This is a genomic window from Affinirhizobium straminoryzae (assembly GCF_007004135.1).
GTDB lineage: Bacteria > Pseudomonadota > Alphaproteobacteria > Rhizobiales > Rhizobiaceae > Neorhizobium > Neorhizobium straminoryzae.
This window is the reverse complement of the sequence record NZ_VJMG01000016.1, coordinates 13,886-29,297: the sequence shown is the minus strand read 5'-3', so window position 1 is coordinate 29,297 and position 15,412 is coordinate 13,886. Positions and strand designations below refer to the sequence as shown.

Genomic DNA, 15,412 nt, shown 5'->3' with positions numbered 1-15,412 from the left:
CGAAGGGAATGCAGGAATGTATGAATATGCCATAGCCTGGGAATGGCTGAGCTTTGCCGCACGCTGGCTGCACGTGATCACCGCGATCGCCTGGATCGGATCGTCGTTCTATTTCATCGCGCTGGATCTCGGCCTGGTGAAGCGTCCGCATCTGCCGCCGGGCGCCTATGGCGAGGAATGGCAGGTGCATGGCGGCGGTTTCTACCACATCCAGAAATATCTGGTGGCGCCCGCGCAGATGCCGGAGCACCTCACCTGGTTCAAGTGGGAAAGCTATGCCACCTGGATGTCCGGCTTCCTCATGCTCGCCATCGTCTATTACGGCGGGGCGGACCTGTTCCTGATCGATCACTCCGTTCTCGAATTGCAGCCCTGGCAGGCCATCTGTCTGTCGCTCGCTTCGCTCTCGGTCGGCTGGCTCATCTATGACCAGCTCTGCAAGTCGCCGATCGGCAACAATACCTGGGGCCTGATGGCACTGCTCTACGTGGTGCTGGTGGCCATGGCCTGGGGCTATACGCAGGTCTTTACCGGCCGCGCGGCCTTCCTGCATCTCGGCGCCTTCACCGCCACCATCATGTCGGCCAATGTGTTCTTCATCATCATCCCCAACCAGAAGATCGTGGTGGCGGATCTGATCGCCGGGCGCACGCCGGACCCGAAATATGGCCGCATCGCCAAGCAGCGCTCGCTGCACAACAACTATCTGACGCTGCCCGTCATCTTCTTCATGCTGTCGAACCATTATCCGCTGGCCTTCGGCACCGAGTTCAACTGGGTGATTGCCGCACTGGTGTTCCTGATGGGCGTCACCATCCGTCACTGGTTCAACACCACCCATGCCCGCAAGGGAAAGCCCACCTGGACCTGGCTGGTAACGGTGATCCTGTTCATCCTGATCATGTGGCTTTCCACCGTGCCGAAAGTGCTGACGGGTGAAAAGACCGCCAGCCTCTCGCCCATCCAGCAGCGGTTCGTGGCGGATGCGCATTTCGGCGCGGCGCGCGATGTCGTGCAGGGACGCTGCGCCATGTGCCATGCGGCCGAACCCGCCTGGGACGGCATCACCTTTCCACCGAAGAACGTGAAGTTCGAAACGGATGCGGAGATCGCCAAACACGCCCACGAAATCTATGTCCAGGCCGGGCGCAGCCACGCCATGCCGCCCGGCAACATCACCGCCATCACGCCGGAGGAGCGCAAGCTTCTGACGGCCTGGTATGAAAGCGCCACCAGCAGCGCCGGAGCATCCCGCTAAATGACATCCCTTCTTCTTCGCGGTCGCCTTCTCTCCTTCCATCGCGCGCCGGAAAGCCTCGCCGATACCGCAAGCTATCTCTACGAGGAGGATGGCGGCCTGCTGATCGAGGACGGGCGGATCGCGAAAGCGGGGCCCTATGCCGCGGTAAAGGCGGCAGCGGCGGCAGAGGTGACGGAGGTCGACCATCGCCCGCACCTGATCCTGCCGGGGCTGATCGATACCCACGTGCATTTTCCGCAGATGCAGGTGATCGCCTCCTATGCCGCCAATCTGCTCGAATGGCTGAACACCTATACCTTCCCGGAGGAATGCCGCTTCGTGGAAACGGCACATGCCGAGCGGATCGCCACGCATTTCTACGACGAGTTCCTGCGCCAGGGCACGACGACCGCCGTCGCCTACTGCTCGGTGCACAAAAGCTCGGCCGATGCCTTCTTCGCGGAAGCCATGCGCCGCAACATGCTGATGGTGGGCGGCAAGGTGATGATGGATCGCCACGCGCCGCAGGGCCTGCTCGATACCCCTCAGCTTGGCTATGACGAAACCCGCGCCGTGATCGAGCAATGGCACGGCAAGGGGCGCAACCATGTCGCCATCACGCCGCGCTTCGCGATCACCTCGACGCCGGAGCAGATGCGCGCCGCGCAGGCGCTGGCAGAGGAATATCCGGACCTGCACATCCAGACGCATCTTTCGGAAAATCAAGAGGAAATCCGCTTTACCTGCGAACTCTATCCCGACGCCACCGACTATACCGACATCTATGCCCGCCACGGCCTGCTCGGCAAGAAGACGCTGCTCGGCCATGCCATCCATCTGTCCGAACGCGAGGCGGATGTGCTGGCGGAGACCGGATCGGTCGCGGTGCACTGCCCGACCTCAAACCTTTTCCTCGGCTCCGGCCTGTTTCCGCTGAAGGCGCTGGCGCGCCGGGAAAAGCCGGTGCGGATCGGCGTTGCCACCGATATCGGCGGCGGCTCCAGCTATTCCATGTTCAAGACGCTGGACGAGGCCTACAAGATCCAGCAGTTGCTCGGCGAACGCCTCGACCCGCTGGAAAGCTTCTACCGGATGACGCGCGGCAATGCCGAAGCCCTCTCTCTTGTCGATCGCATCGGCACTCTGGAGGAAGGTACGGATGCCGATCTGGTGGTGTTGAACGCCGCCGCCACGCCGGCCATGCGGCTTCGCATGGAAACCGTCAGCACGCTGCCGGAAGAACTCTTCCTGCTTCAGACATTGGGGGATGACCGCGCCGTGGTGGAGACCTATGTGGCGGGGCAGGCAGGGAAAAGCACGCTTGTTGCACCGTCTCAGCGGGAGTGATATTTTCTCAATGCGAATAGTCTCCCGCCGTGCATTGAGATCGTTTGTCGAAAGCCCCAAGGGGTAAAAAGGTGGTGCTGCGCTGAAGGCGGGATTGGACGCCTGGTATCACGAAGTGAGCAAAGCCAACTGGCTCTCATCCGCTGACATCAAGAAGCGTTATGCGCATGCAAGCATTGTCAATTCGGAACGTGTCGTCTTCAACATCAAAGGCAATGACTATCGACGGATCACAGCAGTGGACTTCCAGCGGGGCACGGTTTGGATCAAGTGGATTGGTACACATCGCGACTATAACGATATCGACGCGGCAACGGTGGAATATGAGTGATTTGAAACCTATTCGCAGTGAACAGGATTACGACAAGGCAATGACGCTGCTCAAGACGTTGTGGGGAGCGGAAGCCGGTACGCCGGACGGTGACAGGCTTGATGTGCTGGTGACATTGATCGACGCCTATGAAAATGCCCATTACCCGATTGACTTGCCCGATCCCATCGACGCGATTTTATTTCGAATGGAGCAGGAAGGTCTGACGCAACAGGATCTCGTTCCCATTCTGGGAAATCATGGGAGGGTTGCCGAAATCCTCAATCGGACACACCCTCTGTCTTTGGACATGATTCGCCGGCTGCATGCTGAATTCGATATTCCGGCAGAGGTCTTGATCCAGCCAATTTGCTCTGCAAAAGACGCCGCCTGACCGTCCAAGATGCGACATCGCTCTTTCACGTAGGGCTTCCACCCTGCCGAAGTGATAATCAGCGGCAGGTAGACGAAACACATCCGAGGCGTCGTCAGAGCCCTGATGTTGGTGTGACAAACCCCTCGCAATATTGGTGGTTTTTAACTGGCGACATGGCGCGGATATGCTAGTCCTCTTGTGATAATCCGGAGGAAAGCCTATCCCATGTCCAAGCCGCTGACGATTGCCGACCTGAAAGCCCTTGCCCGTCGGCGCGTACCGAAAATGTTCTTCGACTATGCCGACAGCGGCGCGTGGACGGAAAGCACCTACCGGGCGAACGAGGCGGATTTCGCCGGCATCAAGCTCAGGCAGCGCGTGCTGGTGGACATGACGGACCGTTCGCTGAAGAGCGAGATGATCGGCCAGAAGGTGGCCATGCCGGTGGCACTGGCCCCGACCGGGCTGACCGGCATGCAGCATGCCGATGGCGAGATGCTGGCGGCCAAGGCGGCGGAAGAGTTCGGCGTGCCGTTTACGCTTTCTACCATGAGCATCTGCTCGATCGAGGATGTCGCCTCCGTCACGACCAAGCCCTTCTGGTTCCAGCTTTACGTGATGAAGGACCGCGCCTTCATCGAAAGCCTGATCGAGCGTGCGAAAAAGGCCGGCTGCTCGGCGCTCGTCGTCACCGCAGACCTGCAGATCCTCGGCCAGCGCCACAAGGATCTACGCAACGGCCTCTCCGCCCCGCCGAAATTCACGCCGAAGCATATCTGGCAGATGGCAACGCGGCCGCAATGGTGCCTCGGCATGGCCCGCACCAAGCGGCACGGCTTCGGCAATATCGTCGGCCATGCCACCAATGTCTCGGATCTCTCTTCGCTCAGCGCCTGGACGGCGGAACAGTTTGATCCGCGCCTCTCCTGGTCGGATGTCGCCTGGATCAAGGAGCGCTGGAAGGGCAAGCTGATCATCAAGGGCATTCTGGACGAGGAGGATGCCCGCGCCGCCGCCGATACCGGCGCTGATGCACTCATCGTCTCGAACCATGGCGGCCGCCAGCTGGATGGCGCCCCCTCCTCGATCAGCATGCTGCCGAAGATCGTCGAGGCCGTCGGCGACCGGATCGAGGTGCATCTGGATGGCGGCATCCGCTCCGGCCAGGATGTGCTGAAAGCCGTGGCACTGGGCGCCAAGGGCACCTATATCGGCCGCCCCTTCCTCTACGGCCTCGGCGCGATGGGCAAAGAGGGCGTCGAACTGGCGCTCAACATCATCGCCAAGGAGATGGACATCACCATGGCGCTCTGCGGCAAGCGGGATATTCGCACGGTGGACCGCAGCGTGATCGCGCATTGCCCGTATTGAGGCAATCCGTCTTCACATACCGACGTGAGAAGAGCCCCCTCATCCGCCCTTCGGGCACCTTCTCCCCGAGGGGAGAAGGGATGGGCGGCACCGCCGGCGCAGATCCTGAACAGCTTATCCACCTTGAAAGATCGCCGTTTTCGCGTTCGATCGATCAAACTCTGCGTGCACGTTCGAAGATGCATGAGGCGCTCACGATGCATCCCTTCTCCCCTTGGGGAGAAGGTGCCTGAAGGGCGGATGAGGGGGGCGCTTACACGGTTCTCGCCCGGCCTACCCCAGCCACCCCGTCGCCAACCCCGCCTCCCAGCTGGCGCGGCCATTCCGCCCGGCCAGCCGTGACTGGCTCATATGATCATAGGGCACCAGGCGAAAGCTGACGGACCAGTCGCCGCCCTGCCTCTCGCAGATCGCATAGGACGCCATCGGCGTGCCGGCCTCGACCCGGTGGTAATAGGGCGTATCGTCATCATAGGCCGGGCAGCCGACACTGCCGGGATTGACCAGCAGCCGCCCGTCCGAGAGGCGCACGGCGCGCGGCAGATGCGAATGGCCGCAGAGGATCAGCGATTGCGAAATGCCATCGGCGAGCTCTTCGATCTCGGCACGCGGTTTCAGGCCGACAACGCCGTTCGGCTCGATCCTTTCCATCCAGTAGAGCTGGTCGTCGGCAGGGGTTGCGTGGCAGAGAAACACCTCCTCGCGCCAGACGCGCGAGACGGGCAGCGCACGCAGCCAGTCGAGATGGGCGGGCGTCAGCTGGCGAAAAGCATCGGCCTCCCAGGAATGCATTTTTCCCGCCTCGTGTTCGATCAGATAGCGGTCATGATTGCCGCGCACCGTCGGCAGGTCGAGCGGGACGAGGATATCGGCCGTGCGCCCGGCCTCCAGCGGCCCGGAGAGGCAATCGCCGAGATTGACGATGCTGTCCGGCGCAATGCCTTGGGCAGCAATATCCGCCAGCACCGCTTCAAGTGCCGCGGCATTTCCGTGTATGTCGGCGATCGCGGCAAGTCGCATGTCCCTCAGCTCCCGCGATAGGTGGAATAGCCGTAGGGAGAGATCAGCAGCGGCACGTGGTAGTGGCCGCTCTCGTCGGCAATGCCGAAGCGGATGGGGATCACGTCAAGAAAGGCCGGCTCCGCCAGGGCCGCACCGGTGCGGCGCAGGTAATCGCCGGCATGGAAGACCAGTTCGTAGATCCCCTTGCGAAAGCTCTCGCCGATCAGGATCGGCCCGCCGTCGATACGACCATCGGCATTGGTGGTGACCGTCTTCAGATGCGACCGGCCTTCCCCCTCCAGGTGATAGAGATCGATCACAAGTCCCTCGGCGGGTTTGCCGAGGGCGGTGTCGAGAACATGGGTGGTCAATCCGGTCATGGCCTACTCGCTGATGAGGGGTGCACTGATGAGGAAAGGATCGTCAAAGAAGAATTCCTCCAGATTGTTGCCCGGCCCGTCGCGATCGACAACCAGAAAATCGGAGGGTGCGTCGAGTGTCATCAGCGGATGGTGCCAGACATTGCGGCGATAGTTCACGCCCTGATTGCCCGCGGCCAGAAAGACCTGCGGCTCCGCCGGCCGGCCACCGTCATCCTCGGAGACAACCACCAGATAAGGCCTGCCGTTCAGCGGCGAAAAGCTCTGGCTGCCGAAGGGGTGCCGCTCCATCATCGTCAATTGGTAAGGAAAGGCGCGCGGCTGGCCGCGAAAGATGTTGAGGATCACGCGGGCACCCTCGCCCGCTGCCTCGGCTTCGGCCAGCGCGTGAAAGCGCTCGGTATTGCCGCCATTGATCAGCCTCATGCGCGCCGGATCGGCTTCGATCACATGACCGAAGGGCGCGAAGGTTTCTTGCCGCAACGGGCGGACGGGAAGGATTTTGGGCATATGGGATCATTCACCTTGGGCGCGGATCTGGCGCAGCATGCTGAGTTGGGAGAGGAGTTGGGGGATCGTTCGGGTGGCAGCCGTCCAGAGCGCCGCGGGATCGATCGTCGCAAACTCCGCCACGATGTGGTGGCGAAGGTCAAGGAGTTCGCGCCATGCGATGTCCGGATGATCGGCCGCAAAGTCGGGAAAGCGTTTCAGAATCTCGGAGACCGTCTCCCCGAGAAGAACGAGGTTCATGCCGACGGCTCGCTGCGTCAGGCGGTCGCGCCGAAACCTGTCGGCCGTTATGCCCTCCAGGAAGCCGTCGACCTCCAAGGCCAGTTCCCTCATTTGATCAAGAGAATCCAGAAGACGTTCCAGATCGCGGCTCATAGAGCGATTGCCTCGGCCAGAATGCGGTCTCTCACGGTCGGCCTCAGCCCCTTGCTGGTGGCAATATCCACGCGCAGATGCAGCAAATGCTCCAGATCATGCTGCAAACCGCCGAGATCCAGGAGCGTGGTCTCGTCCAGCGTATCGACGAGAATGTCGAGATCGCTGTCTTCGCGGTCCTCCGCCCGCGCCACGGAACCGAAGATGCGCGGGTTGGCAAGACGATGTTGCGCCACAAGGGCGCGGATCGCCTCGCGATGTTCATCCAGCACGTCCGATGGCCGCATGGCACTCTCCTGTCGATCCGGGCCGCGCGCGTCCGCACGGCACCGCCCGTGATCATAATCAATCCTCACGCAGACGGCAGCATGCTTTCCAGCCGCAACAGCGCAATCCGCTCCACCTGTCCGCAGGCCGTGGCGAATTCCTGGGTGCGGCTGTTGTGGATGCGCTTCTCGAAGGCCGCGAGAATATCCTCCCTGGTCAGCCCCTTCACGGCAATGATGAAGGGAAAGCCGAATTTCTGCGTGTAGCTGGTGTTCAGTTCGGTGAAGCGGGCATGTTCCTCGGGGCTCAGCCGGTCGAGCCCGGCGCCCGCCTGCTCCTTTCGGCTGTCTTCCGTCAGTTCGCCGGCAATGGCGAGGCGTCCGGCGAGATCCGGATGAGCGCGCAGCACGCCAAGCCGCTCCTCCTCGGATGCCACCCGGAAGACGGCGACGAGGGCCGCATGCACGCGGTCCACCGTCAGGTTCTCGCCACGCACGAGGTCATCGTCATAGGCGCGCTCGGCGATGAAGGGCGAGTGTTCGAAGACGCCGCCGAAGCGGTCGACAAATTCGGCTCTTTGCATGGTCAGATGACATCCGGCTTGTGATGCGCGTGCCAGTGACGGGCGATCTCGATGCGTTTCGGGATCCACACCTTTTCGTGGCCAAGCACATATTCCATGAAGCGCTTCAGCGCGGCGATACGGCCCGGACGCCCGACAAGGCGGCAGTGCAGGCCGACGGACATCATCTTCGGCGCGCCCTCCCGGCCTTCCTGGTAGAGCGTATCGAACGTGTCCTTCAGGTAAGTATAGAACTGGTCGCCCGCATTGAAACCCTGGGGCGTTGCAAAACGCATGTCATTGACTTCCAGGGTATAGGGAATGATGAGGAACGGCTTGCCGTCGACGCCCTTCACCCAGTAGGGCAGATCGTCCGCATAGGCATCGGAGGAATAGAGGAAACCGCCCTCTTCCTGCACCAGCCGCAGCGTGTTGATCGAGGGCTTGCCCTGATACATGCCGTAGGGGCGCTCGCCGGCCACCTCCGTGTGCAGGCGCACGGCATCGAGAATATGCTGGCGCTCCAGTTCCTCCGGATAGTCCTTGTATTCGTGCCAGCGATAGCCGTGGCTGGCGATCTCCCAGCCGGCCTCGTTCATGGCGGCCACCGCCTCCGGATTGCGCAGCATGGCAAGTGTCACACCGTAGACGGTGCAGGGAACGTTGAGGCCTGTGAAGAGCCGGTGCAGGCGCCAGAAGCCGGCGCGCGAACCATATTCATAGATGCTTTCCATGTTGAGGTTGCGCTGGCCGGGCCAGGCGGCGGCACCGACGATTTCCGACAGCAGGTTTTCCGAGGCCGGGTCACCATCCAGAATGCAGCTTTCGCCGCCTTCCTCGTAATTGATGACGAATTGCACGGCCACATGCGCGCCGCCCGGCCACTTCGGATCGGGAATATTGCGGCCGTAACCGACGAGATCGCGGGGATAATTGTCTGCCACCATCGAAAATCACCTTCTGAAACAAGGTCCTGACGGTAGCACTCACGCCGCAAATGTCGAGACGTTCCGTTGCGGTGCAAACAGGATCGGTTCAGGCGATCTTGCGCGACATGACGCTGCCGAGCGGATGCAGCGAATGCACGAGGAAGGGAGCACCCGGCTCGTTTTCCACGAAGAGCGCGAGGTTGGCAATCTCCAGCGGCCGCTCCAGGAACGGTTCGAAATGGCGGCGCAGCACCTTTTCGAAGCGGCCGATCTCCTGCGGGCCGAGCGGACCGGTCAGCGTCATGTGGAAACGGAATTCGTCCATCACATGCGGATGGCCGAAGCGGTAGAGATTGGCGAACTGCGCAGCCGAAAGATGGCCGGGATCGGCGCGCTCCAGCTCCGCTTCCGTCAACGGCGCGCGAAACGCATCGAAGTGCTGCACCACGGCGCCGGCCAAGAGATGCAGCGCCTCGGAATGCTCGCACGGCCCCAGCGCGAACCGGTTGCCGAGACGCACCACCTCCAGCTTCGGCAGTCGCACGCGCTCGTGCTGGCCGGCAAAATGCATGAGATTGCGCAGCAAAAGCGGTTCGGCAATACCATCGGCCAGCCGGAACGGCGGCTTCAGCGTGCCATGAAAACCATAGCGGCGCGGCACCGCGGTGTTGAAGGCAATTTCGTGCAGGCCAAGGTCGCGGGTTGCCGGCGGCTCCATGGCCTCGCCGGAAAAGGGGTTGCGGCCGAGCCACTGGGCGGCGGCAAGCGTCAGCGGATCACCCGCCGATGGGGTATAGTTGATGGCGTAGCGCATCCGTCACCTTTCTCTCGCCTTTGCCCCCGCACAGCTTCTTGCGGCAAGCATCTAGGTGATTTGCGTGACAGATTGACGACGCGGGATGGGAGTTACGCTCGCATTCCTGCAACTTGAAGATGGTGCGACAGGGCAAATGACGAGGGAATATCTGCGGGCTGTCCGCTCACGCCGGCAAGCGCGGCATCGGCCAGCCGATGCGCCAGACCGAAGCTCACCTTGAAGCCGCCAGTCAAAGCAATCACTTGGGCGTGGTCAGGGTGCGGGCCGACCATAGGATCTCGATCGACCGCCTTCGGCCGTAACCCGGCCCAGCGTTCGACAACCTCTGCATTCTGAAGATCCGGTGACATGTCCCGCGCCCGCGCGATCAACGCATCCAGCTGGCCGTCGGTGGAAAAACCATCCTCGAACTGGTCCTCGCTGGTGCTTCCGATCGCCACATGCCCCCCCTCATGGGCGACCACGTAAAGCCCGTTGAGAAAGATCACGGGACGGGCGGGATCGACATCGGCCTTGAGCAAGGCGGCCTGCCCCTTGACGGCACTGCCGAGCGGGCGGACCAGCGCTTCGCCGCAGGCACCGCCCAACTGTTCCAGCAGCGGGAAGGAGCCGGTACCTGCCGCGATGATGGCATGGCCGAAGCCGATGCGTTCGCCGGTTTCGAGCACGGCGGCCTGCGCCTCCAGCGATAGCACCCTTCGGCCATTGATCCGCTGCACGTGGCGGCTGGATTCGATCGAGGCGAGCAGCGCAGCGGTGAGCGCACGCGGCGACACGCGGGCTGCCAGCGTATCGTGCACGAAGCCGGATGGACCGGTCTGCGGGTGGATCCAGGCGGCATCAGGCGATGCATCGAGCAGGGTCCAGGCAAACTGTCGTTCGCCAGCCCGCCAGTGTTCGGCAGCATCCAGCCCGTGGCGTGCGGCAATCGGGCGCAGATGCGGCTTCGGCAGGGGAATGATGCGCCCGCAACGGCGATAGCCGCACGAGAGCCCCGTTTCGGCCTCCAGCCTCTTCACCTCGTCCTCCAGCGCGATCAGCGCATCGAACTGGAATTTCTTCTTCTCGCCGAAGCGGTCGGGCATATGTGGCATCAGCGCGCCGAGCAGGCCGCCGCTGGCGCCAGACGCCGGACGCAGGGCATCGAGCAACAGCGTGCGGATGCCCTGCCGTTCCGCCTTCACCGCCGCCCAAAGGCCCATGATGCCGCCGCCGACGATCAGCAAATCGACATGGGCGGGAAGCGAGGCGGATTGACCGGAGACGCGCTGAGCACTATCGCCTGCGGATGAACCAAGCTGGCCGATGACAGATACCAATGGCAGATCCTGACGTTTCCGTTGACCATGCGCCAAGCCCGCTCCAATGGCGCGAGGGCGATATGCCTTACTCGAGCCAGTTTGGCGACCATTTTTATTGCCAGACCGATGGCCGTCTCGAATGCGGTTACGTGTTCCTTGACGGCAACGGCCTGCCGGAGCGCTGGGGCGCGGGCGGCATGTTCCGCATCGGTGAACTCGGCTTCGGCACGGGGCTGAATTTCTGCGAGACATGGCGGCAATGGCGCCTGTGGCGCGCCGCGCACCCGGATCGCGCCGGACACCTGCATATGACCTCCTTCGAGCTTTTTCCGATGGCGGCAGCCGAGATCGACCGCGCGCTGTCCCGCTGGCCGGAGATCGACCGGGAACGACAGGCGCTCGCAGCCCATTGGCCGGACAGGCGGGAGGGCCGGATCACGCTGTCGCTGTCAGACGATGTCACGCTGACCGTGGTCTGCGGCCGTGCCGAGCAGGACGTGCCAGCCTGGGAACATCAGGCCGATGCCTGGTTTCTCGATGGCTTTGCCCCTTCGAAAAATCCGGACATGTGGTCGCTGTCGCTGATGCAGGCCGTCTTCGACCATACGGCAGACGGCGGCAGCTTCGCCACCTATGCCGCAGCCGGCTTCGTGCGCCGCAATCTCCAGGCGGCTGGCTTTGCCGTCAACCGTCGGCCGGGTTTTGCCGGCAAGCGGGAAATGCTGTTTGGCCGCAAGGGCGTAACCTAAGGGGCGTGACCTCAGGGGCGTGACGCCTCGCCGGTTCTTGCATTCGCCACGCGCCACTGCCGGATCTTGGCCTCCAGGATTTCCGGGCTGATCGGCTTCGACAGATAATCGTCCATGCCGGCGGCAAGGCAAAGATCGCGGTCGCTGTCGAGCGCATGGGCCGTCACGCCGACGATCGGCACATGTCTACCCTCTTGCGCCTCGATTTCGCGAATGCGTCGCGTTGCCTGATGGCCGTTCATGACAGGCATCGAGACATCCATCAGGATCAGCGAGGGCCGCTGGTTGCGCCAGGCAGCCACGGCTTCCTCGCCGTTCGGCACGATGTGGAACCTGAGGCCCGTCGCCTGCAGGATCTGGGTAAAGACGATCTGGTTGACCTCGTTGTCCTCCGCCACCAGAACGTCGAGCGGACTGGACGGCAGGTCGGCCACTGCCGGAACGTCGACCGGCGGCCGCGCCACCGGTCCCTCCACCATCCTGGCGGGCGCTCTCTCGCCACGCCGGCGCTTCTGGCGACTGGCGCGGATCACGTCACCGATGGTGGAACGCAGCAGGTTCGAACGCGCCGGCTTCATCAGATGCGCCTCGATCTGCAACTGCTCGAAGGCCTGCTCGCTGCTCGCAGTATCCATCGAGGTGAGGAAGATGATGGCAATCTGCGTCAGTGCCGGATCGTTACGCATGGCAGCTGCCACCTCAAGGCCGCTCATCTCCGGCATCTGATAATCAAGGATCAGCGCATCGACCTCGACGCCCATCGCCGCAGCAGCCCGCAGCAGGCGCAGGCCTTCCTCGCCACTCTCGACTGCGACACAGTCGAAATCCCACATGGCAAGCTGTTCGGTGAGGATCCGGCGGTTGACGGAATTGTCATCGATCACCACCACGCGCGCGCCGCGAATGTTCGCCACCGGCGCCTCGCGGACAGCGCGCGCACTCGCCATCGCAAAGGGAAGCGTCACCGTGAAGACGGAGCCCTGGCCCAGACGGCTTTCGACGGCAATCCTGCCGCCGAACAGATCGACCAGCCCGGCCGTGATCGCAAGGCCAAGCCCCGTACCCTCGTAGCGGCGGGTGGACGACGTGTCGACCTGCGAAAACTTCTCGAAAATCGTCTTCAGCTTGTCGTCGGGAATGCCGAGGCCGGTGTCCTCGATGCGGATCGTCAGCGTGACGCCTTCGTCGCCGGCGGGCTCCGAGGTCACATCGATCAGCACATGGCCGCGCTCGGTGAACTTCACCGCATTGCCGACGAGATTGGTGACAATCTGGCGGAAGCGACCGGGATCGCCAATCACCGTGTGATGGGTCGAGGCACCTCGTACCAGGAGTTCAATATCCTTTTCCGACGCGGACGACGACAGGAGCGTCGCCACATCCTCGACCGCCTCCACGGGATCGAAAACTGCACGGCGCAACGTCATCTGGCCGGCATCGATCTTGGAGAAATCCAGGATGTCGTTGATGATGGTGAGCAGTGCATTGCCGGATTTCACGATGATATCCGTGAACGTCTTCTGGCGGGTATCGAGATTGGATTTTGCCAGCAGTTCCGCCATGCCGAGCACGCCGTTCATGGGGGTGCGGATCTCGTGGCTCATATTCGCCAGGAATTCGGACTTGGCGCGGTCCGCCGCTTCGGCACGGCCGAGCAGGCGCTGCAATTCCCGCTCGCGCATGCGCACGTCCGTCACGTCATCGAACACGGCCAGCCAGTTGCCATTGGCGCTGAGGTTCATTTCCGCGTCGATGAAAGAGGTATCCTCAATGCACAGAGATGCCGAGAAGCCCTTGCCCTCGGTTTCCATCCTTTGCCAGTAATGGAAAGTTTCCTCCGCCTGTTCGGGCGAGCCGAAATCGCCGCGCGCAGCGCAATAGGCAAACACGGCCCGCCAGGGCTTGCCGGCCTGCACAAGACCCGGCGGCACCTGCAGGATCCTCGACAGCGCCTCGTTGCAGAAGACGATCCTTCCCTCACGCAGGATCAGCAGGCCCTGCGACATGACACTCGTCGCATCGTGCATAATGGCGCCGTGCCGCTCGAGGGCCTCGCGCGCCTCCTGCACTTCCTTCTCGCGCTTCTTCACCGTGGTGATGTCGACGAAGCTCAGCAACATCTTGGCGTCCGCCAGATGCTGGCGCGCCATCAGGATGGTCCGCTGGTCGTTCGTCTGGACCTCGACCGGCGCCATCTCGCCCTCGGCATCGAGCGCCTGCATATGTTGTGCGAGCACACCCTGCGCCTCATCGGGATCAGCGCTGCCCATTTCGAAGATGGCGCGGACAAAGGCGCTGTAATCGCGCTTGTCACCGGCCTCAGGGTCGGCATCCGCGTGCTCGCCACAGAACAACTGGCGAAAGGTGCGGTTGGCATATTCGAAGCGACGTGCATCATCGAGGATCACCACGCCGACTGTCAGCGAATCCAGGATGGCCTGCACTTCGCGGTGCAGACGCTCCGCCTCCTGCTGGGCACGGCGGACCATGGTCACATCGGTGATGGAGCCGACGATGTAAGGCTCGCCCGCGGGCGAGGAAATACGCGCAAGACGGGTGATGGCAGCCATGCTGCGGCCATCCGCCAGAGGCACATCCTCGGCCTTCTCCGTCGCACCGCCCTCGGCAAGAAGTCGCTCGTTCTCCTCGCGAAAACGCTCGGCGGCCGCCGGGAACATCATGTCTTCCGTCTGGCCCATGATCTTGCTGCGGCTTTCGCCCACCATGGCCTCATAGGCGCCGTTGGCGTAGATCAACCGGCGCTGGCTGTCACGCAGGAAGACGGCCACAGGCAGGTCCTCGAAGGCTGCGCGAAAGATCTCCGATTCCTCGATCTTGCGGGCCAGTCGCATTTCCTGGACCTTGTATTCCGTCACATCCAGTCTGAGAACGATCAGCCACCCATTGTCCAGCCGACGGTTGACGCTGCGCATCCAGCGGCCGTCTGCCAGCGGCTCCATGGCCTGCCAGTGACGGGCGTGCAGGGTCTCCATGCGTTCCGCGATCCATTCCTCGCGCTGGCGGAGGATCTCGTCGGTTTCCGGCATGTCCTGTAGCTGGAAGCGATAGACCTGCTCCACGAGTTCGCGCAACGGCATCTGGACGCGCAGCGGCGCGCCGAGGCTTTGAAAATACTGATCAAGCTGGGCGTTGTAGTAGAGCAGTGCATCGCTTTCGCTGAAAATGCCGATCCCGGCATCGAGAAGATCGAGCGCCGTGCCCAGCATCTGCAGGCTGACCTGGCCGCGCGCCAGACCGCCGGCCGCATCCTCTTCCCTCGGGCTGTCGCTGCCTGCTTCGGTCGGGATGGCTTCCGGCTGCCAGGCGACCGGCTCGAACACGGCGAACAGATAGGCCCGGTCGTCGTCAGTCACGAAGCGCTCAACGCGCATGTCATGGCGCAAGACACCTGTCTCGTCGCGGCAGGGAGACGTCTCGTCGCTGCCGAACACCAGCGAGCGACGCTGCTTGTCCAGGCTGGCGTCGTCTTCGAGTGAAAGCGCCATGTCTGCTGCCGTGCGACCGGCAAACGCCTCCCGCCCGACACCGCAGCGGCGCGCATAGGCATCATTGACCGCGACATACCGCAGGCTGCCATCCTTGATGAAAGCCGGAACGTCGAGATCGTTTATCCTGTCGCAGGCGCGCTGCAGAAGTTCCCTATCGCTGCTCAACAGATCCCCCGGCCGATCCCTATCGCGCATTGGACCACGCATGATTCGTATGATGCCGCATCAAAAAGCATGTCACCATGGCTATGGTTAACAAGTCCTTGCGGCAAGCACGGAACGCCTCACCTCGGCCCGCCACGGGCATTGTTCCAGAAAAGGCGTTTGCGCGTCGCATTTGGGTGTAGCGGGGAAAATCAGCCTTTGA

Annotated in this window: 16 protein-coding genes; 6 read left to right on the top strand and 10 right to left on the bottom strand. The window is 62.6% G+C overall.

Features of this window, described 5'->3' with window-relative positions; genetic code table 11:
* The first annotated feature begins 16 nt into the window (after positions 1-16).
* The 5 genes from puuD (at position 17) to FNA46_RS07165 (ending at position 4,644) form a co-directional block, all read left to right on the top strand.
* Complete coding sequence (gene puuD, locus FNA46_RS07185) at positions 17-1,258, top strand: urate hydroxylase PuuD (RefSeq protein WP_143124439.1); 1,242 nt, start codon at positions 17-19, stop codon at positions 1,256-1,258.
* Positions 1,259-2,587 (top strand): guanine deaminase, encoded by a 1,329-nt coding sequence (gene guaD / locus FNA46_RS07180; protein WP_143124438.1) that lies wholly within the window; start codon positions 1,259-1,261, stop codon positions 2,585-2,587.
* 94 nt (positions 2,588-2,681) lie between these two features.
* Positions 2,682-2,918, top strand: a complete 237-nt coding sequence (locus FNA46_RS07175) for a type II toxin-antitoxin system HigB family toxin (protein WP_246102927.1) — start codon at positions 2,682-2,684, stop codon at positions 2,916-2,918.
* On the top strand, positions 2,911-3,291 hold the full coding sequence (locus tag FNA46_RS07170) for a helix-turn-helix domain-containing protein (RefSeq protein ID WP_143124437.1): 381 nt from the start codon (positions 2,911-2,913) through the stop codon (positions 3,289-3,291). Before FNA46_RS07175 ends, FNA46_RS07170 begins: the two co-directional genes overlap by 8 nt.
* Positions 3,292-3,498: 207 nt before the next feature.
* Positions 3,499-4,644 (top strand): alpha-hydroxy acid oxidase, encoded by a 1,146-nt coding sequence (locus FNA46_RS07165; protein ID WP_143124436.1) that lies wholly within the window; start codon positions 3,499-3,501, stop codon positions 4,642-4,644.
* A gap of 273 nt (positions 4,645-4,917) precedes the next feature.
* Here the strand turns inward: FNA46_RS07165 and FNA46_RS07160 are convergent, their stop codons facing one another.
* The 9 genes from FNA46_RS07160 to FNA46_RS07120 form a co-directional block, all read right to left on the bottom strand.
* Positions 4,918-5,664: a metallophosphoesterase family protein gene (locus FNA46_RS07160; RefSeq protein WP_143124435.1), complete on the bottom strand. Its 747-nt coding sequence runs from the start codon at positions 5,662-5,664 to the stop codon at positions 4,918-4,920.
* A gap of 5 nt (positions 5,665-5,669) precedes the next feature.
* Positions 5,670-6,026 (bottom strand): hydroxyisourate hydrolase, encoded by a 357-nt coding sequence (uraH, locus tag FNA46_RS07155; RefSeq protein ID WP_143124434.1) that lies wholly within the window; start codon positions 6,024-6,026, stop codon positions 5,670-5,672.
* Positions 6,027-6,029: 3 nt separating this feature from the next.
* A complete protein-coding gene (locus FNA46_RS07150) occupies positions 6,030-6,536 on the bottom strand; it encodes an ureidoglycolate lyase (RefSeq protein ID WP_143124433.1) in 507 nt (168 codons plus the stop codon).
* A 6-nt stretch (positions 6,537-6,542) separates the two neighbouring features.
* A complete protein-coding gene (locus tag FNA46_RS07145; RefSeq protein ID WP_143124432.1) occupies positions 6,543-6,911 on the bottom strand; it encodes a HepT-like ribonuclease domain-containing protein in 369 nt (122 codons plus the stop codon).
* Positions 6,908-7,198, bottom strand: a complete 291-nt coding sequence (locus FNA46_RS07140; protein ID WP_143124431.1) for a nucleotidyltransferase family protein — start codon at positions 7,196-7,198, stop codon at positions 6,908-6,910. The genes FNA46_RS07145 and FNA46_RS07140 overlap by 4 nt, the downstream gene beginning before the upstream one ends.
* A gap of 65 nt (positions 7,199-7,263) precedes the next feature.
* On the bottom strand, positions 7,264-7,761 hold the full coding sequence (gene uraD, locus FNA46_RS07135) for a 2-oxo-4-hydroxy-4-carboxy-5-ureidoimidazoline decarboxylase (protein ID WP_143124430.1): 498 nt from the start codon (positions 7,759-7,761) through the stop codon (positions 7,264-7,266).
* A gap of 2 nt (positions 7,762-7,763) precedes the next feature.
* A complete protein-coding gene (gene puuE / locus FNA46_RS07130; protein ID WP_143124429.1) occupies positions 7,764-8,687 on the bottom strand; it encodes an allantoinase PuuE in 924 nt (307 codons plus the stop codon).
* 88 nt (positions 8,688-8,775) lie between these two features.
* Positions 8,776-9,483: a DUF1045 domain-containing protein gene (locus FNA46_RS07125; RefSeq protein WP_143124428.1), complete on the bottom strand. Its 708-nt coding sequence runs from the start codon at positions 9,481-9,483 to the stop codon at positions 8,776-8,778.
* A gap of 92 nt (positions 9,484-9,575) precedes the next feature.
* Complete coding sequence (locus tag FNA46_RS07120; RefSeq protein WP_281288923.1) at positions 9,576-10,805, bottom strand: NAD(P)/FAD-dependent oxidoreductase; 1,230 nt, start codon at positions 10,803-10,805, stop codon at positions 9,576-9,578.
* Between FNA46_RS07120 and mnmC2 the strand changes: the two genes are divergently transcribed.
* The gene (mnmC2, locus tag FNA46_RS07115; protein WP_425468684.1) at positions 10,799-11,536 is read left to right on the top strand and encodes a tRNA (5-methylaminomethyl-2-thiouridine)(34)-methyltransferase MnmC2; all 738 of its coding nucleotides are present in this window, start codon (positions 10,799-10,801) and stop codon (positions 11,534-11,536) included. The genes FNA46_RS07120 and mnmC2 overlap by 7 nt on opposite strands.
* Positions 11,537-11,547: 11 nt before the next feature.
* Here mnmC2 and FNA46_RS07110 read toward each other — a convergent pair whose 3' ends face one another.
* Positions 11,548-15,210, bottom strand: coding sequence for a response regulator (locus FNA46_RS07110; RefSeq protein WP_246102924.1), 3,663 nt, complete (start codon positions 15,208-15,210; stop codon positions 11,548-11,550).
* Positions 15,211-15,412 lie beyond the last annotated feature (202 nt).

Excerpts from the sequence above, each read along its gene's own strand:
- puuD (WP_143124439.1), top strand. The coding sequence starts at position 17 with ATGTATGAATATGCCATAGCCTGGGAATGGCTGAGCTTTGCCGCACGC.
- guaD (WP_143124438.1), top strand. The coding sequence starts at position 1,259 with ATGACATCCCTTCTTCTTCGCGGTCGCCTTCTCTCCTTCCATCGCGCG.
- FNA46_RS07170 (WP_143124437.1), top strand. The coding sequence starts at position 2,911 with ATGAGTGATTTGAAACCTATTCGCAGTGAACAGGATTACGACAAGGCA.
- FNA46_RS07165 (WP_143124436.1), top strand. The coding sequence starts at position 3,499 with ATGTCCAAGCCGCTGACGATTGCCGACCTGAAAGCCCTTGCCCGTCGG.
- FNA46_RS07160 (WP_143124435.1), bottom strand. The coding sequence starts at position 5,664 with ATGCGACTTGCCGCGATCGCCGACATACACGGAAATGCCGCGGCACTT.
- uraH (WP_143124434.1), bottom strand. The coding sequence starts at position 6,026 with ATGACCGGATTGACCACCCATGTTCTCGACACCGCCCTCGGCAAACCC.
- FNA46_RS07150 (WP_143124433.1), bottom strand. The coding sequence starts at position 6,536 with ATGCCCAAAATCCTTCCCGTCCGCCCGTTGCGGCAAGAAACCTTCGCG.
- FNA46_RS07145 (WP_143124432.1), bottom strand. The coding sequence starts at position 6,911 with ATGAGCCGCGATCTGGAACGTCTTCTGGATTCTCTTGATCAAATGAGG.
- FNA46_RS07140 (WP_143124431.1), bottom strand. The coding sequence starts at position 7,198 with ATGCGGCCATCGGACGTGCTGGATGAACATCGCGAGGCGATCCGCGCC.
- uraD (WP_143124430.1), bottom strand. The coding sequence starts at position 7,761 with ATGCAAAGAGCCGAATTTGTCGACCGCTTCGGCGGCGTCTTCGAACAC.
- puuE (WP_143124429.1), bottom strand. The coding sequence starts at position 8,687 with ATGGTGGCAGACAATTATCCCCGCGATCTCGTCGGTTACGGCCGCAAT.
- FNA46_RS07125 (WP_143124428.1), bottom strand. The coding sequence starts at position 9,483 with ATGCGCTACGCCATCAACTATACCCCATCGGCGGGTGATCCGCTGACG.